This window comes from Propionispira arboris (assembly GCF_900109225.1).
Lineage (GTDB): Bacteria > Bacillota > Negativicutes > Selenomonadales > Selenomonadaceae > Propionispira > Propionispira arboris.
Map to the genome: position 1 here is coordinate 92558 of NZ_FNZK01000017.1, position 23399 is coordinate 115956.

Here is a 23399-nt window from a genome sequence, read left to right on the forward strand (position 1 = left end):
GACCTTAGAAAAATCATCTCAACAATTTTTCTAAGGTCGTTTCATTTTTTTCGCTATATAGAACGTTCTTACCCGAATCCTTAAAACGATTGCAGGTGTAGCAACTTCACTTTCAGTATGCGGCGAACTGATTCATCCACGCGCTGCATACTAATTCGTCCCTCGCGCAGAGCTTGCAGCATACCATTATACACAGCAATCTCATGATCATATTCGTGACAAACCAAAATAATATCCGCCCCCGCCGAAACAGCTTTGACGCCTAGTTCATCAAACGGATACAGTTTTGCTACCGCACCCATTTCCAGATCATCGGTAATAATCAAACCTTGAAAATCCAATTGTGTCCGCAATATGCCCTGTATAATGGCTGGAGACAAACTCGCTGGATTTTCGGCATCCAGCGCTGGATATTTTAAATGAGAAACCATAACAAAGAAATCTGAATTGTTCAAGGAACGAATCATCGAACGAAACGGCGCCATATCTTCTTTTTCCAGTTGATCACGTGTTACCATAATCTCGGATGATTCCAAATGTGAATCCACTTTTGACTTACCAATACCCGGAAAATGTTTTAGCGCAAAGAACAGTTGATCACGCTGATAACTTTTTCCGACTGCTGTAACAAAACTTATGACTTGTGCCGGATCCGAGCTATAAGAACGACCATTTGCCAATGCCAAATCCGCATCAGGCGCAAAATTAGTATTAATCCCCAAGGCCTTAAGTTCGCCTGCCGTCACATGTGCATAATCTGCAGCCAATTGAGGATTTCCTGTCTTCCCCAATTCTTCGGCCGCTGGTGCTGCACTCAAATGTTGTTTCATTCGCACAACCTTGCCACCCTCTTCATCAATTGCAATAAACAGCGGCAAGGAATCCGCTTGTTTAGCTCTTTTTTGCAAATCTCCCGTGAGCATCTGCACCTGCGCAGCGGTATCCATATTGCGATCAAATAAAATGATCCCACCGATATGATATTCCTGGAGCAAATAACTAACATTATCCTCAACTGTTTTTTCCTTAATACCAACCATCATCATTTGCCCAATTTTCTGTGAATCTGACATATTCACTAAAATTTCTTCAACCTGATCATCGAGGCTAGGCGGTGCAGCCTCCAGAACCTTGGAAATTTTCTCATCAATCAACCCATATCGTATCAACAATGTATGCCCCCAATTATTATTTGCCAATAAATACCCAAAAGCAACGGCAAAAATCACCAGTCCCATTCCACCAATCAGCCACATTTTTTTCTTATCCATATATACAACCTTATCCGATACAATGATTCGTTGTTTTGAACCGGAAAAATCAATGTATCCTACTTTTTAATCTACATAAGCATTATAGTTACCGTTCTACTCGTTTGTGGCTTTCTCCTTTACTCAATAATTGTCGGTTGCTGAAGTAATACAAAAAGACCAAATAGCTCGAAAGCTATCTGATCTTTACTGTAAACCTGTTTGGAGTAATCCTTATAAAATCTATCTATTTTATGGTTTTATATAGCAGTATCCTTGCCCCTGCAACGTAACCAGCCGAGTAATCCCCGCCGACACTACAGAAACATATTTAGGTAAATCTGTTTCTTGTACAGCATTGGCTTGCATGGCATTCCTACAAGCCATTATCTTTATTCCTCGCTGTGCTAAACGTTCCATTTCTTGCAATAGTTCATGGATCTCTTCCTCATTGCTATCGGCAAAAATTTTTACAGCCTCTGCATTCGCAACAATTTCTATATAATACTCAGCGGTACCAATATCTTTGATAAAATTTTTTGCATTACCTAAAGTTAGTTCCCATTTATGCATTTCGTCAATATGAAAAACGACCTTAAATGAATCCATTTTCTCCCCTCATTTCTGCTGCCATGCTTCTGTGTCCATATCGTTCAAGTTTAATTAACAGCGGCAAAGCTTCATTTTATTAATTTTTATAGAAACACTTTCTATAAAGCACTCGCCGCAGCAGCACCTGCAATTCTATTTATAAAGTACTAAGTACATTTTCTAATTCTTCTTTTGTCACGCCTCCCGTTTTACGATAACGAATTACACCTTGCGAATCCACAACAATTGTTGTTGGTACTGCACGAACTCTAAATTCTTGAGATATGCTTCCATCTGCATCAAGCAAAATAGGCAAACTATATCCAGTGTTTTGCAAAAAATCCGTAATTGTATTTTCTGATTCTTCAATATTGATTGCATAAAACTGAACATCCTCCGTATGTGCATTCGCAAACTCATTGAGTTCTGGTAACTCCGCTTTGCAAGGCGGACACCATGTCGCCCAAAAATTCAATACATACGGCACACCTGTGCCTCCAACCTGTACATTTTCTCCGTTAAGATTATTTGCCGTAAACGTCGGCATTTCTTTGCCCACTGACACACCTGTTTCTGCTTGAGCCTGACATATCGAATACGCCCCGGTTTCAGCATTATATCCAGTTCCAAATAAGAAAGTAAAAACCAATATACTCATAATAAAAATTGTTTTATTCACCATACACGCCCCTTTTCAATAGTTTATAGACTAGTCATAGAACCCAACTTCATTTTTCAAAAAATAGATAGGAACATTCCTAACCCTTTTTCTATCCAATCCATCCAAATAAAAATCCCGATAAAAATTAACATATAGCCTGCTACCTTTTGTATTTTTGGTAACCATTCATATATATTGCGGATACAAAAAATATATTTTCTCAACACGACAGCCAATAAGAAAAAAGGAATCGAAAAACCCATCGCATAAACCAAAAGTAAAAAAGAACCCATCCCTACTGTATTTGTTCCACCTGCATAAAGCAAAATCGTTGCCAATATAGGACCCGTACAAGGTGTCCAGCCAATAGTAAAAGCCATTCCCAATAAAAAAGAACCAAAAGGTCCGCGAAATGTTTGCTTTAAAAACGGACGATATTCTCTTTGCATCGGGGTGAATTTGATTAAACCAGATAAAAAAACACCCATAAGAATGATCATAACGGCGCCAACTTTTTTGAGTACGGGTTGATAATCAAAAAACCACTGCCCCACAAAAGAAGCCGTTGCTCCCATCGCAATAAAAATCAAGGTAAAGCCTATCAAAAAACAAAGTGTATTGATATATATGTTCCGTGGTTTGTCAGCTTCATCGACAACAGAACCTGCTAAAATAGCAGAAAACGTTGGTAATAATGGTAAAACACACGGTGATAAAAACGATAAAAATCCGCCTAAAAACACAGCCATAATCGTCACATTTCCAATTTCCATTTTAACACCTACAATTTCTTTATAATCGTTTCCAATTCGTTTGCTGTAACCCCACCGCTTTTCCGGTAACGAATAATCCCATCCGCATCCACTACAATCGTTGTCGGAATAGCTGTGATTCGAAACAATTTAGCGACTTGTCCATCTGCATCCATTAATACAGGCAAAGAATAACCTCCCATATTAAAGAAAGCTGAAATTTTCGGCTCATCCTCTTGCAAATTCACAGAATAAAATTGAACCGTATCTTTATTTTTTTGTGCAAAACTTACCAATTCAGGAAATTCCGCACGGCATGGCGGACACCATGTAGCCCAAAAATTTATTACAGCAACTTTTTTATCTTTTCCTACCGTGACTTTTTTTCCATCTAATCCAGTAAGTGTAAATTCAGGAATAACATTTCCCGTATTCACACCCTGCACTTTTTCTTTCGCAGTAGTTTGATTCTGATTTGCCATAAAATTATAGCCTATGATCCCAATCATAAAAATCCCCAATACAAAAAAAGCTGTAATCCAATATTTACGCAATTTTACTTACCCTCTTTCCGTATTTAAATGCACACCATTTTTTTAACTACATTCGAAACAGTAATTAAGGCAGCAATATCCTGTCGGTTTTTCATTAACATAATGCCACCTTCAAGCATTGCTACAATGGATTGCGCTAAAGCATGACTATCACATGAAAGCGGCAACTTTTCTTGTCGCATAAGTTCGTCCAATACAATTTCCAAATGATGAATCCAGCTTTCAAATACTTTATTTGTTTTTTCTCGAAAAATCTCATTATGTTCACTAAGTTCAACCGCCAAATTTCCAAAAAAGCAACCACACTTACTACCATTTTTCGTATGAACATCGATTGCACATGCAAGCATTTTTTCAATTTTCGCCTTTGGATCAGCTTCCGACTCCAAAATACCTTTTATAACTCGTTGATTCCATTTTTCAAAACAATAGTCAACAACCTCTATACCAAGGTCTTGCTTCGAAGAGAAATAATAATAAAATTGACCTTTTCCAATTTGTGCAGCTTGTAAAATATCTTGAATGGATGTTTTTTCATAACCTTTCGAATGAATAAGTTTTGCTGAAATTTCTATAATTTGTAATTTTTTATTTAGCATATGTTTATCGCTCGCCTTCATTTTACCTACCGGTTGGTACAAAAATATTTTACCATATACTATTCACTAACACAATATTTTTAATTTAAGTCTGCATGCTTCTTTTTGATAAGGTCATATTTCATATTTTTCTTGTAAATACATGAACATTGGCAAAGACGTGGCCAAACAAACAGAAATCGGGAATAAATAGTCTGGTGAAAACCGCGACATTTCCAATAATAGTATAGCTGCTGTAAGCGGCATTTTCTGTGCTAAGCCCAGATAAGTAGCTGCACCTACAAAAGCAGCCATTCCTGGTGCAACCAATGGGAAAAATTCATTCCATAATATTGCTAATATTAATCCCAGCATGCCACCAAGCATCATCGACGGAGTAATGCGTCCCCCATAAGCTCCCGCCATTAAAGCCAAAAGCACAGCCAACCATTTCGCACCAAATAAACCAACTCCATACTGCCAATTTATAGAGTACGTAAAACTCAACTGATTTCCCGCCTTACCATTTCCAAGAATTTCTGGATACCACATAGACATAAAACCAATAGCAGTAAAAGCTAAAAGAGCAATAAATATTGTTTTAGAACTATTTTGATAAGCTGACGGAAAAATTTTTAAACTTTTTTCAAAAAGGATAACACTTATCGCAATGATAGGACCAACTATAGCTGCCCAAATAATAAATGTTTCATTAAAATCCGCCTGTGGCAGGGAATATTGTAATGAGTCACCAATTCCTAAACGTACAACACAGGTAGCTGTACCACACGCTAACAAAGCGGCACTAATCGAGCGAAAACTCCAATCGCGTATTAATGTTTCCAAGGTAAACACAACGGAAGCTACAGGAATATTGTATACGGCAGCTAGTCCAGCTCCAGCAGCACAAGATAATAAGAGTCTTCTCTGGTGTGCGTCAACATGCCACAAGGCAATCAGCTTTGCCGCAAAAGCAGCACTAATTTCTCTAGGTGCTGTTTCTCTGCCCAAAGGAGAACCCAGTGCTATCGTTAAAATTTGCAGTAAGCTATGACAAATTGTAGTAATAAAAGGCATAGAATGATTCGGCTTATTTACAGCTGTTTCAACGGATACCAATGTTTGACCATAGCGATGAATAACGGTCCACCCTAAGCCAGCTACAATTCCACAACACATTAGTACAAACAAACGTCGCCACGGTGATACATATTCAACGATTTCACGAAAAGAAATCTCACCAGCGCCGCTATAACCGAAAGCATAATGTTGGATTATATGCATAAAGACAATTAATACAATTCCTGTTAAACCAGCTATTATTCCCAGTATAATCAGCTGAGCTATCGTTTTTATATGTAAATACTTCATAATAAATAAATCTCCTCTAAAACAAGACTAAAATAAATAGGCTCATTACATAATTAAGTTGAGCGAACTAAAAATCCATAGCGGATAGTTTTCTGTGTTAAGTTTAAGCCATCAAAAATATTGTTCGCACCCAAAAAGGGGATGCTGACAAAAAGTTGGACTTAAAGAGTATTCAATTAGTGCTTTATTCTATCGCTTTTATATTATAAAATCAACCAAAATCAAAAAGAAGTATATGAAAAATAAGCCTCACAGAAAATGCTGTGGAGCTTATTTTTATCGAGCAATCATTCACACTTCTACTTTTCTAAAAAAATTACAAATAAATTTAGATTGTCTTCCGAAGAACATCTTTCATGGCATTATTTGTCCGTCTTGCAGATTCAATACTCTTCCCAAAAAGTTTCTTTTCCTCAGAATTAAGCCTTAACTCCACGACCCGTTCCATGCCATTCTTACCCAAAATAACAGGAACAGCCGCACATACATCATTTTCTTCATATTCCCCTTCCATTAGAACAATACAAGAAATCATTTTCTGACTATCGCGCAGAATAGCTTCCGCCATCATAGCCGCGGTTGCACCAGGTGCATACCACGCCGATGTTCCCAAAAGCTGAGTTAATGTGCCACCACCGACTTTTGTATCCAATTCAGCTTTCTGAATGATTGCCGGACTCAATAATTGTTCAACCGGAATTCCCCGATAGTGGGCAAAACGAGTTAAGGGCAGCATAAAATCCCCATGTACGCCAATGACCATAGCATCCACATCCAGAGGTGGGCAATTTAATGCCTTACTCAGAAAATAACCGAAGCGGCTGCTGTCTAGAAGTCCACTCATACCTATAACACGATGTCGTGGCAGTCCAGTTTCTTTAATAGCAAGGTATGTGAGAGTGTCTGCCGGATTAGAAATGATGAGAAAGATTGCATCCGGTGAATGCTTGAGACACTGCTGCATAACGTCTTTGACGATGCCCGCATTAATAGAAATCAGCTCTTCTCTGCTCATCCCAGGTCTACGAGCCATGCCTGAAGTAATGATGATGAGATTTGAATTTGCTGTCTGCGGATAATCTCCAGTAACACCTTCAATATGGGTGTCAATTCCCAAAAGATGTGCTGTTTGCATCATATCCATGGCTTTTCCTTCCGCTATGCCAGCTTTGATATCCAACAAAACCAATTGATCTACCAGATTTCTACAAGCAATAACATTCGCTGCGGTTGCCCCTACATTTCCTGCCCCAATAACAGATATTTTCATTTTCTTCTTCTCCTTTTGCTTCATTTTCTACTTACAAATCATCACTGGAATTTTCGACTCAGCCAGCACTTCTTGACTTACACTACCTAAGATCACGGCCTTAATTGTCCCTAAGCCACGCGAACCCATAATGATGAGATTGGCCGCTATTTCATTTGCATAATCCAAAATAACTCTCCCTGGCTGTCCTTCCAAAACACAGCTGTAGCTTAGAATGTTCTGAGGAACTTTCTGCAGCGCCGACTGAATAATGGATTGGGAAATTCGATCATGTATAAGTAAAATGTCTTCCGCAAGGTATGCATCAATCGCCGGTGTATGCACATCTTTTACTTGAATGAAATATATCTCTGCCGAAAATTGTTTTGCCATTTTAACAGCCATCATAACAGCTTGTGTCGAATGCGTTGATCCATCAACGGGCACCAGAATACGTTGAATAAACTCATTTTTCATTATCAACACTCCTCTGACTTTTTTCTTTCATCTTTAGTTTACAACTTAAATATATATAAGTAAAATCATTATATTTTATCTTATATATAAGTAATTACCTATTTCAGATAAATTATTATATAGAAATACATTTTAAAATAAAAACGTCATCCTACTATATCGTCGACAATACAATAGGATGACATGTTTAACATTTCAAAAACATAGCAATACATATTTTGTGATTTTGAACGTATATTATAAGAAGACATTTCCAAGCATTACTTGATAGACAATGCTCCCTTAGGGCATATTTGAACGCATTTTCCACACGCAATACATTTTTCTACAATTATTTCCGGGGCTTGATATCCTGCTTGAATAATCGCCTGTGTTGGACAATGTTTCATCGCCGGACATACATGATTTTGCAGGCAATTTTCTTTAATTACGTATGCAATTGCCATTTTCTTCACTCCTCAAGGTTTCTATTTACGCAACAATGCCAAAATGTGTTCTTTTGGTATAGCACCAACCGATTTTGTCTGCATTTTTCCGTTTTCAAATACCAACAGCGTCGGAATGCTCATTACTGCAAACTGTCCCGCCAGTGCTGCCTGTTCATCAATATTCACCTTGCCTACTTTAACTTTACCAATATTTTCTCCAGCAATTTCATCAATAATTGGTGAAACCATTTTACAAGGTCCACACCAGGGAGCCCAAAAATCTAAGAGAACTGGTGTATCTGCATTCAGTACTTCCTGCGTAAAATTTTCTTTTGTAATCGTAATAACTGACATTTTATTCACTCCTAAAATTTATTAGATAAACAAATTTACATTAGCATCTTCTGCCGCACTAAGATAAGAACCAACCCCACCGATTTGCACGCCATCGATAAGTTCTTCCTTCTTAATTCCCATAACATCCATGGACATCTGACAAGCAATCATTTCAATCCCATTATCTTGAGCACTCTTTATGAGACTTTCCAAAGAATCTATATTTTTATTTTGCATCACTTGACGCATCATTTTTGTTCCCAAACCGAACATATTCATTTTCGACAATTGCAAGTTTTTGCTGCCCTGCGGCATCATCCAGCCAAACATCTTATCAACAAAGCCTTTTTCAACATATACATTTTCTGGTTTGCGCAAGATGTTCAGTCCCCAAAACGTGAAAAACATGGTAACTTTTTTATCCATGGTAGCTGCTCCATTGGCAATGATAAAAGACGCAATCGCCTTATCCAGATCGCCACTGAAGACAACAATGGTTTTATTATCTTTCACCGAGTGAAAATCGTTGGCAGGCATCTGCGGTTTTGCTGTTTCAATACCGCCTTTTTGTATCCATACAGTCACCTGACCTTTGTCCTGTTCACGCTTCAGCAAAAGATTATTGGTACGATCACACCAGGCTTTGCTATCACTATAAAATCCAGCATCAGAAGCGATTGCCTTCACAATTTTTCCTACTTCTAACGTATCAAATTTCAGCTTTAACTTCATCAATGGGCCCGGGCAAGACAGTCCGGCCAGATCCATTTCTTCATCAAAATCAAGTACAGCGGATGTTTCTGTTTCCAACATTCCCTGTTTATTTGCTGTCTCCGGCTCCGGCATCAGTTCATCTACCGTAAATTCTTGCTGTCGAGCCGATGTATAACCACCCAGCAGATTTTTAACGGAAAATCCGTTTTGTTTTAAAATTCGTTCGGCAATATAACCACGAAGACCGACTTTACAGTAAACAACCATTGGTACCGTCTTATCAAATTCAATCAATCGAGTACGCAGTTCATCTAGCGGAAAGCTCACAGCACCCGTCAAATGCCCATTTTCATATTCCAAATCCGTTCCCACATCAAGCAGGCGTGCACCTTTTGCTATTGCGTCGGGCAAATCAGCATAGTTAATGACCTCGGTTAGTCCCCGTAAAACATTTTCCGCGGCATAACCTGCCATATTAACCGGATCTTTAGCAGAAGAAAAAGGCGGCGCATACGCTAGTTCAAGTTCTGTTAGATCATAGATTGTACCGTTTAAGCGTAAAACTGTGGCAATCACATCAATACGCTTATCAACTCCTTCAGATCCAACAGCCTGTGCCCCCAAAATACGGCCATCCTCATCAAACAACAACTTCAATGTCATCTGCCTAGAACCCGGATAATAACCGGCGTGCGATTCAGGATGGATCCGAACCGACTTATATAAAATCTGTTGTTTTTGCAAGATTCGTTCATTGCTTCCGGTAGATGCAGCAGTAAGGTCAAATACTTTCAAGATCGACGTTCCCTGTACCCCTTTGTATTGACTCGAAATGCCAACGATATTATCAGCTGCAATTCTGCCCTGCCTATTAGCCGGACCGGCTAAAGGTACAGCTGTTTTTCCGCCACTCACAAAGTCGACGATTTCAACAGCGTCACCGACAGCATAAACACCAGCCGCACTTGTTTGCAGATGTTCATCCACTACAATATGCCCACGAGCACCAAGTTTTATTCCACTGTTTTGCAAAAACTGCGTATCGGGACGAACGCCAATTGCTAAAACGACAAAATCGGCTTGAATTTCCTTGCCGCTGCTAAGGCTAACCTCCACCGTGGTTCCATTATCTGAAAATTTCTTGACGCCATCGGCCAAAATTATTTTAATACCTTTTTCCCAAAGTTCTTTTTCCACAGTTTTTACCATATCGGTATCAAACGGAGCTAAAATATGTGGTGCAGCTTCAACGATTGTAACGTCTAAATTACGCTGACGTAAATTTTCTGCCATCTCAATTCCAATGAATCCACCACCAATTACAACAGCGCGGTGCAAACCATCATCGGCAAAACGTCTAAGTTCATCGGCATCCGGAATATTTCGCAGACTAACAATTTTCGGACTATCAATACCCGGAATAGGCGGTCTTAATGCCTGCGCTCCCGGTGCCAGAATCAACGAATCATAGGTTTCTTCATAAACACCACGATCAATCGACTGTACGGTCACCTTCTTAGAATTTGTATCAATTTTTGTCACTTCGCTTCGTACCCTAACATCAATATTAAAGCGTCCATTTAACTTTTCCGGTGTCTGTACCAGCAAACGATCACGATCTTTAATTGTATCGCCGATATAATATGGCAAACCGCAATTTGCAAAAGATACATATTCACCGCGTTCAAATAATATAATTTCAGCTGCTTCATCAAGTCTTCTAAGACGAGCTGCTGCCGTAGCACCACCGGCTACACCACCCACTATAATATACTTTTTCATACACATTAACCTCCTAGTATTTTTTTAGTTTGAAATACTTCACTACATGAACTCAACGCTTATTAAACAAGATGGGCAATAATACTTTTACCCGTTCATCAATTACCGTATATTTTATTTCTAAACCATTACGAGAACCCGTAACAATACCGGCACTACGTAATTTTTGTAAATGTTGTGAAATCGTAGACTGCGGCGCACCTAAACACTCCTGCATATGCGAAACATTGCAGCCTCCATTTTCCAGCAAACCCTTCACGATACATAATCGAACCGGGTGAGCCAGTATTTTCAACATTTCAGCAGCCTCATTGTATTTATTGAAATCATTATCCATACCATCACGCTTCCTTAACAAAATCATTATATTTATATATTACGATATACAAATATAAAAGTCAATAAAAAAATAACTGTTTTCTAAAATATAATATCAACAGTTATTTTGCTAAAGTTCTTTACTCTATAAAAAATTACATGATATTATTCGTTTTTCGGTACCGGTAAAAGTTCTTTAAGCTGCTGTTCCATATAACAAATGATTTCATTACAAGAAACGCCTTGTTTTTTTAATTCTTGACACTCATATGTACCATATTTTTCTTTCACCTTATTCATAATTTCATTCGCATACGGCCGAGATGCATTGGGAACCGTCTCCGTTTCTCTGCCACTGACTGCGCCCACCGCTATCATCGCGCCTGTAATAGCTCCACAAGTAGACCCTACCGTCATGCCACTACCAAAAGGAGTGCCTATCGACACTGGAATGCTTAACCTATTTTCATCATTAAAGGACTTAAGAATTGACTCCGCACAATTATACCCTTGCTTATGATAATTTACTGCCTTTGACATATAACACGCTCCTGATCTTTTAACAATTATTTTTATTAATAAAAACTGATACACGACCTACCGCAAAATATGTTCTAAACCTTATTTTAAAGATTCATTTCCCCCAAAATAAACCTTGGAAAAGGAGAATCGCAACCACATATGTCCTCCGTAAAGTGTCCATACCAGCCTGTACGCACGCGAATTCCTGTTGTACTTCGTCGCCGTAACGCTGTCAAGACAAGTTCACCGGTCTCACTTGGCGGTAATATTGTTCGCATTCGTATATCTATAATTTCCGGCCAAAATAAATCTATGGGCCAATGATATCCCGCTTGTTTCAAACATTCCCAAGCAATTACAGAAGATTGTACTCCCTGCAGACCTATTTGCCGATAAATAGGCGCTCCTAGCTTTTCCTGCCATCTATTGCGTTGATCATCTGTCAACTCATTGCTCAAGCAAAAAAAAGAACTACATACACCACTGTTCGCTCCAGAATCGACCCAATTCTGCAACATTCCTGTAGTCAGCGCACAGTCAGTGATACCATATTCATCAACTATATTCCAAGGTTTATCTGATAATGTGATGACTGTACTCCCCAAATTTTCTGCCCCCGCAAGCACCCCCCAGGCGGGTCCTTCGCCTTCAAAACCATCTGCTATCAATACGACAGATGCCCGCGTCACAGCACAGGATCGCAGCCACATTTCACTAGTATTATTCCAAAGCTGAATTTCTTCCGCTAGATAGGGCGTCTTTCCCAACAAACGCTTAACGCCGCTTAAGGGCATCGTCAACCTAGAAAAAGGTGATGTACTTTCTATCGAAGCTTGCAACGGCAGTAAAGAAAGCTGTTTTAGTGAAATATTTTTGGATACAAGATCTTCTTGACAACGCTGCTGAAAATCACTGTCTTTTTCTTGAGCCCATTTCAAACAACTTTCCCATAAAATCTCAGGTGTATCTTTTTTAACTTCATTTTTTTCAATCATAAAAAACCTTTCTACACTTTACTATTTGTCTTATGCCAATATGTAAATATTTATTCTTTCAACCTATAATGTTCTCCTTGAATAAAAATAGTTTGCCCATGTATCAACGCTGTAGCGATTTTTTGTCGCCCCGACTGTAAAATCCGTTGAAACGTTCCTCTTGAAATTTTCATTCTATTCGCACAAGCTAATTGATCTAGCTTATACAGATCTTTCAAGCGTATAGCTTCCAATTCCTCCACATAAACAATAATTTTTCTTTCATTCTCTGCCTCCTCCATTTCAGGAATAAACTTATGACATACTGGTTCCCTCTCTACAAGGCTGCAACAAGGTAATCTAGACATAGAACGTTCAGTCCTTCCTGCAATATTTAAAATTGGCTTTTACCATAAGGGTAACAATTTTTTCATAAAGTGCGTCTATGTTTTATCAGTAATAAAACATTAGCCATAAAAGAACCACTTTTATGGCTAACGCAATATAAGAATCTATTCTGCTCTAAATATCCTTTGCTTTTATAGTGCTATTGCTTCAACTGGACAAGTATTAACGCATGCTCCACAAGTTACACAAGCATCACTTACAGTTGCAACTCCATTATTAAGGCTAATTGCTTCAACCGGACAAACAGCTATACACTGTCCACAACCCACGCATTTTTCTTCATCAACTTTTACTTTCGTGTGTTCTCCGCATTCATCATGATGCTGATGCTCATGGCAAACAGACCCCGTAGAAACAAGCTTTCCTTGTAAATAATTATTAGCCGCTGCTTTAGCATTACCAGCTGCTCCTGTAATAACTTCGATATTTTTTGCATTAAAAATATCAATAGCGCCTTGTCCCATACCACCAGAAATAATGACATTTACACCACGTTCACTTAAAAAAACCGGTAAAAACCCAGGTTTATGTCCTGGATTGTCAATTGACTCACTTTTAATAATCTGATTGTTTTCTGCTTCAAAAATATTGAAATTAATACAATGTCCAAAATGCCCTGTTACCATTTCATTTTCACTAGCTACTGCAATTTTCATTTTCGTTCCTCCATATTTTTTAATATTTCATCTATATGATCAAACCAGCTGCCTTCAAAGAATTCAATTTCTCCATCATCACAGACTTTTGCGAGTTTAGGATCAATTGGCATTCTGGCTAAAACATCAATATTGTATTTTGTTGCAATCTGATCAATATGGCTCTCACCAAATATTTTATGTTCCTGATTGCAGCTGGGACACTTAAAATATGACATATTTTCAACAAGCCCAAGAATCGGAACATTCATCCGTTGCGCCATCTTAACCGCTTTAGCTACAATCATAGATACTAATTCTTGTGGAGAAGTCACAATAATGATTCCATCCACCTTAATCGACTGAAATACCGTAAGTGGAACATCCCCTGTTCCAGGCGGCATATCAATGAACATATAATCTACATTGGTCCATACAAAATCCTGCCAAAACTGCTTGACCATATTAGAAATAATAGGCCCACGCCAAATAACTGGATCCGTATCATGTTCTAAGAGCAAATTAACCGACATAATATCAATCCCCGTACTACTCTTAGGTGGATAAGCACTCATTTCCTTTCCTTTATTTTCTCTATGTACACCAAACGCTTTCGGAATGGATGGACCCGTTACATCGGCATCTAAAATAGCCGTATTATACCCTTTACGGTTCATCGTTACAGCCAGCATGGATGTCACCAACGATTTACCTACACCGCCTTTACCACTCACAACAGCAATCACTTTTTTGATGCTGCTCAATTCATTTGGTTTTTCAAAAAAATCCGTTCGCTCAGTCTTTCTGTCCTCACAAGTATCCCCACAGCTGCTGCAAGTTTGATTACAAGTATCACTCATGTTTTTATCTCCCCTATATTTATAAAGTCAATTGTCTTCCGGTTGCTAAATATTCAATTTTTTCTTGCATAATTGTTTTTAAAATGCCATATGGTTCAATCCCGGTACAATGGCAAGTATAAAATTTTGCACCACTTTTTTTCAAGTATTGGCCAAGCTGCTTAATTTTCGCTAGATCTTCACACGTATTTCTAGAAGAACTATATAAGTGAAAACCTCCTACAACATAAGTTGGAAAAATATTTTTCAACGCATAAACAGATTCCAGAATGTTCATCATTCCGGCATGGGCACAGCCAGCCACTAGCAAAAACACTCCGGCTTCTTTTATGATTAGGCTTTGCTCATGAACAAAATCATCCGGTAGTAATGCAGTTCCCGACACCATTAAAAGATCTTTATTAACAGATGGCTTCGGCCACTTTGCTGTGACATTCGAAATCAATTCCAGTTCTTCATCAAGAATAAAATGATCCTCTATAAAAACAAACCGATCATTTGGCAATAATTTCTGATCCAAACTAATGGATACATTTTCCCCATTGGATCTATGAGAATAATGTTTTTCGAAAGCTCTTTGCTGCACATAAATTTTCGCTTGTAAATTCAGTTGCAAAAATCGCGCAAGTCCACCACCGTGATCAGCATGACCATGTGAGATTATCACCGTATCCACCGTAGAAAGATCCACCGCCAATTTTTCAGCATTTGCAACAAACAGTGAATTTGGTCCCAAATCAAATAAAATCTTATGTTTTTTTGTTTCAATATACAAGCTGAGTCCATGCACACTTTCAAAATCTTCATTTATTGCTGTATTTTCTACTAAAGTTTTTATTAACATGATATAACCTAACTTTCATTCAAATAAATTTTTTCTAACTTCAGCGAAAACTTTTCTGGCAGCTCGTCCCGAAATACAATCTAAATCAACAATCGACAGCGCATGATTGATAGCTTTTACAGCCTCTTTATCAAAAGGTATTCTTCCCACAAATGGCAGATTCTGTTCTTGACAAAACAACTCTATTTTTTCTGTATTGGCAAGATTCGTATCATATTTATTAATACATACAGCAATTTTTATTTGGAATTGCTGTGCTGTTTTAATAATACGCTCCATATCGCTAATACCGGATACCGATGGTTCAGCAACAATCAATACCAGGTCAACCCCGCTAAGAGATGCTATAACAGGGCATCCGATACCAGGTGATCCATCAATAATCGCAAATTCGACATCCTTTATTGTATGTATCTGTTTTTTCACTTCAGTAACCAACAGCCCCGAAGTTCCATTACCCATTTTCAGTTGTGCTGTGGAAAAAATAGCCTCATTTGTGTAAAGCATTAAATTGCCAGCTACTACAGGTTTTAGCGAAATAGCTTTTTCGGGACAAAGAACTTCGCAAACACCACAACCTTCGCAGGAATATGTGTCTACTTTGTATATCTGATTGACCTTAATTGCATCAAAATGACAATTCTTCCTGCATAAATCACAGTTACTGCATTGCTCTGATTGAATCACAGCTTTTGGCAAACCATAAAAATCCGTCCGTTTCGGTTCAACCGACTGTTGCATCACGAGATGCAGATTTGGTGCATCTACATCACAGTCCGCATAAACTTTCACCTGTGCTAATTTAATAAAGGCTCCCGCCAACGTGGTTTTTCCAGTACCACCTTTGCCGCTAAGGATTAACAATTGTTTCATTTTGTACCTCCTCAATCACGGTTTGAAGTAAGGATGTGAATAAATTTTTATACGTTTCACTCGTTCTAACGGCTATTAAAGCATTTGAATTCATCATTCCAAGTTCATGGTCAAACGGAATCTCGCCTAAAATTTTGATGTTTTTTTCTCTACAAAATTGCTCGGCAGGATTTTCTTCGTCCACACATTTGTTGAGGACAACACCATGTGGTTTATGAAACAATTTCACTAAGTCATAAACCATATTAAGATTATGCACACCAAACAACGTTGGCTCAGCTACCAATATACAATAATCTACATCTTTGATACTTTCCATTACAGTACAGGCACTACCAGGTGGAGAATCTATAAACGTAATTTTATTTTCATTGTTTGCATAATGTAATAGTTTTTTAATAATTGGAATCCCCGATGCTTCGCCAATATTTAATCGACCCGTAATAACGGTTACAGCTTCTGAAGTTCCATATTCAACCTGCCCAACCATTTTTGTTTTCTCCAACAAGGCGCTTTCTGGACAAAATAGAATACAGCCCCCACAAGAGTGACAAATTTCATCAAAGACCACCAGTTTATTATTGATATATGCCAAAGCATTAAATTTACAAAAATCAATACAAGTACGGCAGCCACTACATTTATTTTCATCTACCACTGGAATCTGAACCATAACTCGTTCAGAGACAATCTTATGCGGTTTGAAAAAAAGATATCCATTTGGCTCTTCTACATCACAATCAATATAAATAGCATTTTTTACTGCCGCTGCTAAATTTACAGATACCAGTGTTTTACCAGTTCCACCTTTACCGCTTAGCACAGCTATCTTCATGTTATTTTGCTCCATGACCAGCATGAAATCCACTGTGAATTTCTTCTATCAAAGATAATTCACCTTTATTAAAAGCTGCAATGTTATCTTTGGCTGAATTATACTGTGTTTTATAAATTTTAGTATTACTCGGTTGCAGTACCTTTGCAGCATTTTCACCACATTGTGGTGTTAACAGAGCTTCTGCTTTGCAATCTACAACCACCTGTGCTGCTTTTATGCCCGCGCCGCCCTGACTATTGGCTGCACTATTATCAACAAAAACACTTTCTTGCGTTTCTGTATCATAAATAAGAAAATAACTTGTTCTTCCAAATGTATCACTTATACTTGCCTCTATTGATTTATCATTCACCGGCATTGCTAACTTCATTTGATATGTTCTCCTTTGTCGTATTTTTTTCTATAAGTTCTGTCATATACCTATGCTTATGACAGCCACCGCAGCCACATGTCTTTTCAAGCCCCTCACAAAGCTGATAATCGCCGCCTTCTATTTTTAAAATTTTCCCATTTACTAAGGATTCAGCAATCTTCTGCCTTGCATCATTATATATGCCCTGAACCGTTGTCCGTGCAATATGCATTTGCCCTGCACACTGTTCTTGCGTAAATCCTTCTAAATCAATCAATCGTATCGTTTCATATTCATCAATACGCATCGTAACAAAACACTCTTGATTATTGGATCCGTTCAGTGGTCCAAACCGATTGCGCTCTGGTAAACAGCACACTTTTCTCCATTTTTTCGGTCTTGCCATTCCTATTCACCTCACAAGAGACTGGTGTATCCGAATTTCCCTATTACAATCCAGTCTCTTTTTACATTTTATATCTGTTAAGTTCCCTATATGGAACCACCATTTTTACCATTGCCATTTTGGCGACCGATTCCACGACCTGAATCATTACCAAATTCTGCTTTTCCGGCTTGATGCCTAAGCCCACAGCCATTGCCTAATCCTTTATCCGATCCGCTTACTGGTTGATTTTTACTTGTACCACAACCACCCAAGCCATTTGGACCTGTTCCATCTTTTCTCGGCATAATCAACACCTCCATATAATTAATGACATATGTCATCTATTTCTTCATTGTATCATGTTTATGACATATGTCAATATCAATTCTAGTTGCATGCTAAAAAACACCGAGCATTCTATTTAGCTTAGAATGCTCGGTGTTCTTTATATTTCTTATTTTAAAAATCCATGGATAATCTGTTCTTCTGCTTCTTTTTCACTAAGCCCTAATGTCATCAATTTAATCAGTTGTTCTCCCGCAATTTTACCAATAACAGCTTCATGAACTAAATTTGCCTCTAAATGATGGGCAGCAATTTCCGGAATAGCTGAAATATCAGCCTGATCCATCAGAATGGCATCACATTCTGTATGTCCATAACATTTATTATTGCCTTGCATTTTTGCACGAAAGATTTGTCGCGATGCATTTTTAGCAACAGAACGAGATATAAGATTCGTACTGCAATTTTCTCCACACAAATTAACATCAAAATCAGTTTCTGCGGTTTGATCACCTTGTGTCAGAATTTTTTCTTTCACAATCAGCGTCGCATTTTCTGCTAATTTTGCTGTTGTACTTCTTTTCGTGGAATCAATCCCCTGCATTTGAATGGTTTCCATTTCCATAAAACCATTTTTCTCAATTTCAATAACAGTTTTAGGATTCATATTACGTTTACCATGGCCCTGACCATCACCATAATGTTTCTCCATGTATTTTACTCTGGCATTTTTCCCCACATGGAAGGTATGTATCCCATCGTGCCTAGATGCCAGAGTACCATCATTATGGATTCCACAACCGGCAATAATTTGAACATCTGCATACTCACCGATGTAAAAATCATTATAAACACATTCTTCAATGCCCGATTCATCAATAAGAACAGGAATATGAACAATTTCATTTTTTGTATTTGGTTGAATAATAATATCGAGTCCCGTTCCATTTTTCTTAGCTATAATATTAATATTTTTCGTTGATAACCGACTAATACTTTTTCCATTCGCACGAATATTATGTGCAGTTAAAGACGGCTCTATCGTATCTGTAATCTGGCGCAATAGATGTTCTTGATTTTTATTCATTCTACAGCATCCTCACTTTGATAAAATTTGCAATTGCCAACAATGTCCATCATTTCTGGCAAGATCTCATCTCTTGTTCCTATTTTTTTTACTTGCCCATTTGAAATCAGAATTATTTCATCCGCAATATTTAAGATACGCTCCTGATGTGAAATAATGAGAATTGCTCGTTTTTTTGCTTTATGCATTTTTTCAAATACACGAATTAATTTATGAAAGCTCCACAAATCTATACCCGCTTCTGGTTCATCAAATACAGCTAGTTTCGTATTTTGCTTTGCAATAATCGTGGCAATTTCTATACGTTTTAATTCTCCCCCCGATAGGGATGCATCCACTTCCCGCTCCATATAATCCCTTGCACATAACCCTACTTCCAGCAAATAAGAACACAATTTTTGTTCATCACAACAACGCCCGGCTGCCAGTTGAATCAAATCCCGCACTGTGATCCCTTTAAATCGAACAGGTTGTTGAAATGCAAAACTCATTCCAGCCTGCGCGCGTTCTGTAATACTAAAATTTGTAATATTAATACCATTAAAAAAAATTTCCCCACTGGTTGGTTTTTCTATTCCAATAATAATCTTTGCTAAAGTTGATTTTCCACTTCCGTTTGGACCAGTAATCACAGTGAATTTTTCATCCTGCAATTTTAAATTAATTCCAGATAAGATCTGCTTTACTTTACCTTCTTGCAAAACCTCAAAACAAATATTCTTTAATTCCAGCATTATTTTGTCTCCCCAATAAAATTTTATCGAATTTATATAAAATCTTATTTTACTATACTTCGAATTTCATTATTTTTCAAATAAGAATTCTTGAAGATCCCTGCTCATCCATTACGGATCATAAATAAGGGATCAGCAAATTGATTTTGCCAATCCCTTATTCTATATAGATTCCATCAAAATATATAGCAATGATGTACTTTGTCCTATATCTTTTATTTCAACATAGCCTTAATATCATCTTTGCTGAGCACTTTGCCACTAGCTTTAACAACACCATCAATCACCAATGCCGGGGTAATCATTACACCATATTTCATGATTTTTTTAATATCTTCGACTTTATCAAAATCAGCCTCAAGCCCTAGTTCCTGAACTGCCTGTTTCGCAGCCAAATCGAGTGCCTTACATTTTTGACATCCCATTCCTAAAATTTCAATTTTCATATGACGTTCCTCCAATATTATTAATTTTATTTTAAAAACTTCAGTAAACCCTGACTATGAGCAATTTGATCACTCAGCGTTTGTTCCGCTGCATCAATCAACTGCATAACGGATGGATAGGCAATCCAATAAATTACCCGCTGTCCCTCTTTTCGTGAATCTAACAAACCTTGTTTTTTTAAAATCCCTAGATGCTGTGAAAAATTTGACTGTTCGATATCAATTTCTTCAATCATTTCACACACGCATCGTTCTCCGCCCCGTAAGAGATGCAAAATTTTTATACGTACGGGATGCCCTATTGTTTTAAATAGTTCCGCCGTCAGCTTGTTCACGATATCTTCTGCCACAATATCATCCCCCATGTTTTGCTTTCTACCAAATATTTTCCTGTATTTGATAATATAATTAAATTATAATATTAAAAAGATATCCTGTAAAGATAATAGATATGGTTAAAATTGCTATGAAAATTGCAATCAATTTTGGTTTTAGAACATTACGGAGAATAATCATTTCCGGAAAGCTCAATGCTGTCACTGCCATCATAAAAGCTAATGCAGTCCCCAAACTCATACCTTTTTGAATCAGCGCTGTAACAATTGGAATTACACCTGCTGCATTCGAATAAAGCGGTACACCAATTAATACAGCCATCGGTACAGCCCATATATTATCTTTGCCAGCATACTGTGTTAAAAAATCCTCTGGTGCATAACCATGTATAAAACCGCCAAGGGCAATAGCAATTATGACATACATCCATATTTTCTTTACTATTTCCTTTGTATAAGAACGTGCATATTGTAACCTTTCCACAAAAGATTGTTCGATAATTTCCGTATCGCCAACTTTCATTTCATAGACATAATCTTGCACTAAATGTTCCAATTTAAATTTGCCAATAAGATACCCACCAATAATGGCAATAACAAGACCCGACGATATATAAATTGCTGTGATCTTCCAGCCTAACAAGCCCCAAAGCATAATAACCGCCACTTCGTTAACCATTGGCGAGGCAATTAAGAAAGAAAACGTAATACCTAGTGGTACTCCTGATTCAATAAAACCAATAAATACCGGCACCGCCGAACAAGAACAAAATGGCGTGACTGTCCCAAGTAATGCCGCCATAATATTCCCATAAAATTCTCTTTTATGACTCAATATCTTTTTCGTACGTTCTGCCGGAAAATAGGATCGCAAGATGGATACACCAAAAATAATGACAATCAACATTAAAAATATTTTTATACTGTCATAGACAAAAAAATTAACCGCATCCCCCATCGTAGTGCCAGGGAGCAAACCTAACCATTCATAGACTAACAGGTCCGCAAATTCTTGTAACATTATGAATACCTCCGTAAATTTAAACTATTCTTATCGAACTTCACTCATCAAAATATACTGTTATAGCAAATATATTAAAATGCCACACCGTGTACTCTTTTTTAATATATTATATTATTATCATATTATAATATATAACAGCAAAAAGCACAAGATAAAATATGGACAGGCGATATAATGCATATCCCTGCCCATCCATTCTTACACGATATAACTATATTTTGAATTTGTGAACCGCCATCGTCAATTCTGCTGCCAGCTTAGCCAGCATCTGACTAGACGCAGCAATCTCTTCCATTGTTGCCGATTGTTCTTCAGTAGCCGCCGATACGGTTTGAGTCTGCGCTGCTGTGGCCTTACTAATATCATCAATAGCTTTGGTCGACACGACTATTTGCTGACTCCCCGAAGCCATTTCAAACGATAAAAGCGAGCTGCGCCCGCCCATTCTCATCTGATTTAACTTACCAAAAAGTTCCATAAGTCACACTCTTTCTTTATATTGTCGCTATTTTTTATTCATTTGATCATCCATTTTTTTTATGAACAAAATAGACAATTACCATCACTATTTGCACCAAAAATAAATCAGCTCCATATAATTAGAATTTTCTGTTTTGTCTGGTAAATTATTGTCCATAGTTTTTTATTTCGATATTCCCCCTGAATTTTTTTTTATTAACAAAAAATCGGGGATACTAAACTTCACTTAACAGGTGGATCTCCTGCTAATTAGCAGAGACTTGTGCTTACTCAAGTTTAGTTTTCACTCTAATTTTGACGGTAAGCGTCAAAAATGCCGTTACATCGCTGACACTAAATTTTTTCAGGCCACTTTCTAGCCACTTTCTAGTTTCCGGAAAATCTTCACCCGAAAGCTATCACCAATCTCAATGAATTCCGATTCTGGTAGATGATACTCTTGGCACCCGTTTATAATCGACTGATTCCAGTTCCCCCTTCTTAAATGATTTTTGTCAGAAGCTTCATTTATTCGAACAATTTTTAGTATCGATCCAAAAAACTCCAGATAACAAAAAAAGACCAAACAACCCGAAAGCTATTTGATCTTTACGATAAACTTTCTAATTTTATGAAATTCCATGTATCCGCTTTAAAAATTTATCAAACTGCGGCACCGTAAAATCGACTTCACCACGATTTGCCGAGTAAATAAATCCTTTATGAATGAGCTGCGCCCTAAGTGGTGATACCGCCGACAATAAGCACTGCATTTGTTCCGCAATGGCTTTCGTCGAGCACGGCAGTTTTTCGCATTTTACCATTGCAATCATAAATTCTAATTCTCTTGGTGTTGCTCGATCATGACGAACTTTAAAGAAACTTTCATCTAAGCTTTTCTCAAATGCCGGATATGCTGCTTCTGCCATTGATTGATCGATTTCCAAACGCTCTTCAGAGACTTCAGCCCAAACTTGTTTCCCATATTCCTGTAAAAAATACGGATAGCACTCCGTTATATCTAAGATCATTGCCAAGGCATCTTCACTATAAGAAACCTTCCATCGTCTCGCTGGTTCCTCTAATGCCAATTTTCCTGCTGCATTTTCCAACGATCCAATTGAAACAAACTGAAAAAGTCGTTCTGCATAGGATTTTATATCACCAGCAATCTTCGCAATTTTCGGCAGACCGGCTGCGAAAATAACTAGCGGTAATGCTTTTTGATTTACCCTGTGAATTGCTGCAATCAGCGCTTCAAATTCATCATCTTT

General features: G+C 37.7%; 30 protein-coding genes and 1 pseudogene. All 31 read right to left on the reverse strand.

Annotated features, from left to right (window positions below):
- Positions 1-80: 80 nt before the first annotated feature.
- Positions 81-1271, reverse strand: coding sequence for a glycoside hydrolase family 3 N-terminal domain-containing protein (locus tag BMY14_RS15435; RefSeq protein ID WP_091833699.1), 1191 nt, complete (start codon positions 1269-1271; stop codon positions 81-83).
- A gap of 231 nt (positions 1272-1502) precedes the next feature.
- A complete protein-coding gene (locus tag BMY14_RS15440; RefSeq protein ID WP_091833702.1) occupies positions 1503-1859 on the reverse strand; it encodes a DsrE family protein in 357 nt (118 codons plus the stop codon).
- 139 nt (positions 1860-1998) lie between these two features.
- A complete protein-coding gene (locus BMY14_RS15445) occupies positions 1999-2523 on the reverse strand; it encodes a TlpA family protein disulfide reductase (RefSeq protein WP_091833705.1) in 525 nt (174 codons plus the stop codon).
- Between the two features lie 53 nt (positions 2524-2576).
- Positions 2577-3275, reverse strand: a complete 699-nt coding sequence (locus BMY14_RS15450; protein ID WP_091833708.1) for a cytochrome c biogenesis CcdA family protein — start codon at positions 3273-3275, stop codon at positions 2577-2579.
- An 8-nt stretch (positions 3276-3283) separates the two neighbouring features.
- A complete protein-coding gene (locus tag BMY14_RS15455; protein ID WP_245741440.1) occupies positions 3284-3763 on the reverse strand; it encodes a TlpA family protein disulfide reductase in 480 nt (159 codons plus the stop codon).
- Positions 3764-3831: 68 nt separating this feature from the next.
- On the reverse strand, positions 3832-4407 hold the full coding sequence (locus BMY14_RS15460; RefSeq protein WP_091833714.1) for a TetR/AcrR family transcriptional regulator: 576 nt from the start codon (positions 4405-4407) through the stop codon (positions 3832-3834).
- 114 nt (positions 4408-4521) lie between these two features.
- Positions 4522-5757 (reverse strand): chloride channel protein, encoded by a 1236-nt coding sequence (locus tag BMY14_RS15465; protein WP_091833717.1) that lies wholly within the window; start codon positions 5755-5757, stop codon positions 4522-4524.
- Between the two features lie 328 nt (positions 5758-6085).
- On the reverse strand, positions 6086-7027 hold the full coding sequence (locus BMY14_RS15470) for a malate dehydrogenase (protein WP_091833720.1): 942 nt from the start codon (positions 7025-7027) through the stop codon (positions 6086-6088).
- Positions 7028-7054: 27 nt separating this feature from the next.
- Complete coding sequence (locus BMY14_RS15475) at positions 7055-7483, reverse strand: universal stress protein (RefSeq protein ID WP_091833723.1); 429 nt, start codon at positions 7481-7483, stop codon at positions 7055-7057.
- Between the two features lie 260 nt (positions 7484-7743).
- Positions 7744-7929 carry a 4Fe-4S binding protein gene (locus tag BMY14_RS15480; RefSeq protein ID WP_091833725.1) on the reverse strand — a complete coding sequence of 62 codons (186 nt, stop codon included), beginning with the start codon at positions 7927-7929 and terminating at the stop codon, positions 7744-7746.
- A 21-nt stretch (positions 7930-7950) separates the two neighbouring features.
- Positions 7951-8265 (reverse strand): thioredoxin, encoded by a 315-nt coding sequence (trxA, locus tag BMY14_RS15485; RefSeq protein ID WP_091833728.1) that lies wholly within the window; start codon positions 8263-8265, stop codon positions 7951-7953.
- Positions 8266-8286: 21 nt separating this feature from the next.
- Entirely contained in the window at positions 8287-10743 is a 2457-nt protein-coding gene (locus BMY14_RS15490; protein ID WP_091833731.1) for a DsrE/DsrF/DrsH-like family protein, read from the reverse strand.
- 52 nt (positions 10744-10795) lie between these two features.
- Positions 10796-11080, reverse strand: a complete 285-nt coding sequence (locus BMY14_RS15495) for an ArsR/SmtB family transcription factor (protein ID WP_091833734.1) — start codon at positions 11078-11080, stop codon at positions 10796-10798.
- A 146-nt stretch (positions 11081-11226) separates the two neighbouring features.
- Positions 11227-11601 (reverse strand): C-GCAxxG-C-C family (seleno)protein, encoded by a 375-nt coding sequence (locus tag BMY14_RS15500; protein ID WP_091833736.1) that lies wholly within the window; start codon positions 11599-11601, stop codon positions 11227-11229.
- 86 nt (positions 11602-11687) lie between these two features.
- Complete coding sequence (locus BMY14_RS15505; protein ID WP_091833738.1) at positions 11688-12578, reverse strand: phenylacetate--CoA ligase family protein; 891 nt, start codon at positions 12576-12578, stop codon at positions 11688-11690.
- A 50-nt stretch (positions 12579-12628) separates the two neighbouring features.
- On the reverse strand, positions 12629-12925 hold the full coding sequence (locus tag BMY14_RS15510; protein ID WP_091833741.1) for a DUF134 domain-containing protein: 297 nt from the start codon (positions 12923-12925) through the stop codon (positions 12629-12631).
- Between the two features lie 171 nt (positions 12926-13096).
- Positions 13097-13621, reverse strand: coding sequence for a NifB/NifX family molybdenum-iron cluster-binding protein (locus BMY14_RS20910; protein WP_091833744.1), 525 nt, complete (start codon positions 13619-13621; stop codon positions 13097-13099).
- On the reverse strand, positions 13618-14460 hold the full coding sequence (locus BMY14_RS15520; RefSeq protein ID WP_091833747.1) for an Mrp/NBP35 family ATP-binding protein: 843 nt from the start codon (positions 14458-14460) through the stop codon (positions 13618-13620). Before BMY14_RS15520 ends, BMY14_RS20910 begins: the two co-directional genes overlap by 4 nt.
- A gap of 19 nt (positions 14461-14479) precedes the next feature.
- Positions 14480-15304 carry an MBL fold metallo-hydrolase gene (locus BMY14_RS15525; RefSeq protein ID WP_091833750.1) on the reverse strand — a complete coding sequence of 275 codons (825 nt, stop codon included), beginning with the start codon at positions 15302-15304 and terminating at the stop codon, positions 14480-14482.
- Positions 15305-15319: 15 nt separating this feature from the next.
- A complete protein-coding gene (locus BMY14_RS15530) occupies positions 15320-16177 on the reverse strand; it encodes an ATP-binding protein (protein ID WP_091833752.1) in 858 nt (285 codons plus the stop codon).
- Complete coding sequence (locus tag BMY14_RS15535; RefSeq protein WP_091833755.1) at positions 16155-17012, reverse strand: nucleotide-binding protein; 858 nt, start codon at positions 17010-17012, stop codon at positions 16155-16157. The genes BMY14_RS15530 and BMY14_RS15535 overlap by 23 nt, the downstream gene beginning before the upstream one ends.
- 1 nt (position 17013) lies before the next feature.
- Positions 17014-17385 (reverse strand): NifB/NifX family molybdenum-iron cluster-binding protein, encoded by a 372-nt coding sequence (locus BMY14_RS15540; protein ID WP_091833758.1) that lies wholly within the window; start codon positions 17383-17385, stop codon positions 17014-17016.
- Positions 17360-17773 (reverse strand): DUF134 domain-containing protein, encoded by a 414-nt coding sequence (locus BMY14_RS15545; RefSeq protein WP_091833761.1) that lies wholly within the window; start codon positions 17771-17773, stop codon positions 17360-17362. Before BMY14_RS15545 ends, BMY14_RS15540 begins: the two co-directional genes overlap by 26 nt.
- 86 nt (positions 17774-17859) lie before the next feature.
- Positions 17860-18060, reverse strand: coding sequence for a hypothetical protein (locus tag BMY14_RS15550; RefSeq protein WP_091833764.1), 201 nt, complete (start codon positions 18058-18060; stop codon positions 17860-17862).
- A gap of 149 nt (positions 18061-18209) precedes the next feature.
- Positions 18210-19127, reverse strand: a complete 918-nt coding sequence (locus BMY14_RS15555; protein WP_091833767.1) for a SufB/SufD family protein — start codon at positions 19125-19127, stop codon at positions 18210-18212.
- On the reverse strand, positions 19124-19861 hold the full coding sequence (locus BMY14_RS15560; RefSeq protein WP_091833770.1) for an ABC transporter ATP-binding protein: 738 nt from the start codon (positions 19859-19861) through the stop codon (positions 19124-19126). The genes BMY14_RS15555 and BMY14_RS15560 overlap by 4 nt, the downstream gene beginning before the upstream one ends.
- Before the next feature lie 215 nt (positions 19862-20076).
- Positions 20077-20307 carry a thioredoxin family protein gene (locus BMY14_RS15565; RefSeq protein ID WP_091833776.1) on the reverse strand — a complete coding sequence of 77 codons (231 nt, stop codon included), beginning with the start codon at positions 20305-20307 and terminating at the stop codon, positions 20077-20079.
- A gap of 26 nt (positions 20308-20333) precedes the next feature.
- Positions 20334-20657 carry an ArsR/SmtB family transcription factor gene (locus BMY14_RS15570; protein WP_245741442.1) on the reverse strand — a complete coding sequence of 108 codons (324 nt, stop codon included), beginning with the start codon at positions 20655-20657 and terminating at the stop codon, positions 20334-20336.
- 58 nt (positions 20658-20715) lie between these two features.
- Positions 20716-21663, reverse strand: a complete 948-nt coding sequence (locus BMY14_RS15575; RefSeq protein ID WP_091833782.1) for a permease — start codon at positions 21661-21663, stop codon at positions 20716-20718.
- A gap of 214 nt (positions 21664-21877) precedes the next feature.
- A pseudogene (locus BMY14_RS15580) lies at positions 21878-22081 on the reverse strand (methyl-accepting chemotaxis protein); the annotation flags it as partial.
- A 673-nt stretch (positions 22082-22754) separates the two neighbouring features.
- Positions 22755-23399: hypothetical protein (locus BMY14_RS20645; protein ID WP_218144915.1), on the reverse strand; the 645-nt coding region annotated here is incomplete at its 5' end.

Bases quoted from the DNA above. Each gene is read 5' to 3' on its own strand.
- BMY14_RS15435 (WP_091833699.1), bottom strand. From the start codon at position 1,271: ATGGATAAGAAAAAAATGTGGCTGATTGGTGGAATGGGACTGGTGATT.
- BMY14_RS15440 (WP_091833702.1), bottom strand. From the start codon at position 1,859: ATGGATTCATTTAAGGTCGTTTTTCATATTGACGAAATGCATAAATGG.
- BMY14_RS15445 (WP_091833705.1), bottom strand. From the start codon at position 2,523: ATGGTGAATAAAACAATTTTTATTATGAGTATATTGGTTTTTACTTTC.
- BMY14_RS15450 (WP_091833708.1), bottom strand. From the start codon at position 3,275: ATGGAAATTGGAAATGTGACGATTATGGCTGTGTTTTTAGGCGGATTT.
- BMY14_RS15455 (WP_245741440.1), bottom strand. From the start codon at position 3,763: ATGATTGGGATCATAGGCTATAATTTTATGGCAAATCAGAATCAAACT.
- BMY14_RS15460 (WP_091833714.1), bottom strand. From the start codon at position 4,407: ATGCTAAATAAAAAATTACAAATTATAGAAATTTCAGCAAAACTTATT.
- BMY14_RS15465 (WP_091833717.1), bottom strand. From the start codon at position 5,757: ATGAAGTATTTACATATAAAAACGATAGCTCAGCTGATTATACTGGGA.
- BMY14_RS15470 (WP_091833720.1), bottom strand. From the start codon at position 7,027: ATGAAAATATCTGTTATTGGGGCAGGAAATGTAGGGGCAACCGCAGCG.
- BMY14_RS15475 (WP_091833723.1), bottom strand. From the start codon at position 7,483: ATGAAAAATGAGTTTATTCAACGTATTCTGGTGCCCGTTGATGGATCA.
- BMY14_RS15480 (WP_091833725.1), bottom strand. From the start codon at position 7,929: ATGGCAATTGCATACGTAATTAAAGAAAATTGCCTGCAAAATCATGTA.
- trxA (WP_091833728.1), bottom strand. From the start codon at position 8,265: ATGTCAGTTATTACGATTACAAAAGAAAATTTTACGCAGGAAGTACTG.
- BMY14_RS15490 (WP_091833731.1), bottom strand. From the start codon at position 10,743: ATGAAAAAGTATATTATAGTGGGTGGTGTAGCCGGTGGTGCTACGGCA.
- BMY14_RS15495 (WP_091833734.1), bottom strand. From the start codon at position 11,080: ATGGATAATGATTTCAATAAATACAATGAGGCTGCTGAAATGTTGAAA.
- BMY14_RS15500 (WP_091833736.1), bottom strand. From the start codon at position 11,601: ATGTCAAAGGCAGTAAATTATCATAAGCAAGGGTATAATTGTGCGGAG.
- BMY14_RS15505 (WP_091833738.1), bottom strand. From the start codon at position 12,578: ATGATTGAAAAAAATGAAGTTAAAAAAGATACACCTGAGATTTTATGG.
- BMY14_RS15510 (WP_091833741.1), bottom strand. From the start codon at position 12,925: ATGTCTAGATTACCTTGTTGCAGCCTTGTAGAGAGGGAACCAGTATGT.
- BMY14_RS20910 (WP_091833744.1), bottom strand. From the start codon at position 13,621: ATGAAAATTGCAGTAGCTAGTGAAAATGAAATGGTAACAGGGCATTTT.
- BMY14_RS15520 (WP_091833747.1), bottom strand. From the start codon at position 14,460: ATGAGTGATACTTGTAATCAAACTTGCAGCAGCTGTGGGGATACTTGT.
- BMY14_RS15525 (WP_091833750.1), bottom strand. From the start codon at position 15,304: ATGTTAATAAAAACTTTAGTAGAAAATACAGCAATAAATGAAGATTTT.
- BMY14_RS15530 (WP_091833752.1), bottom strand. From the start codon at position 16,177: ATGAAACAATTGTTAATCCTTAGCGGCAAAGGTGGTACTGGAAAAACC.
- BMY14_RS15535 (WP_091833755.1), bottom strand. From the start codon at position 17,012: ATGAAGATAGCTGTGCTAAGCGGTAAAGGTGGAACTGGTAAAACACTG.
- BMY14_RS15540 (WP_091833758.1), bottom strand. From the start codon at position 17,385: ATGAAGTTAGCAATGCCGGTGAATGATAAATCAATAGAGGCAAGTATA.
- BMY14_RS15545 (WP_091833761.1), bottom strand. From the start codon at position 17,773: ATGGCAAGACCGAAAAAATGGAGAAAAGTGTGCTGTTTACCAGAGCGC.
- BMY14_RS15550 (WP_091833764.1), bottom strand. From the start codon at position 18,060: ATGCCGAGAAAAGATGGAACAGGTCCAAATGGCTTGGGTGGTTGTGGT.
- BMY14_RS15555 (WP_091833767.1), bottom strand. From the start codon at position 19,127: ATGAATAAAAATCAAGAACATCTATTGCGCCAGATTACAGATACGATA.
- BMY14_RS15560 (WP_091833770.1), bottom strand. From the start codon at position 19,861: ATGCTGGAATTAAAGAATATTTGTTTTGAGGTTTTGCAAGAAGGTAAA.
- BMY14_RS15565 (WP_091833776.1), bottom strand. From the start codon at position 20,307: ATGAAAATTGAAATTTTAGGAATGGGATGTCAAAAATGTAAGGCACTC.
- BMY14_RS15575 (WP_091833782.1), bottom strand. From the start codon at position 21,663: ATGTTACAAGAATTTGCGGACCTGTTAGTCTATGAATGGTTAGGTTTG.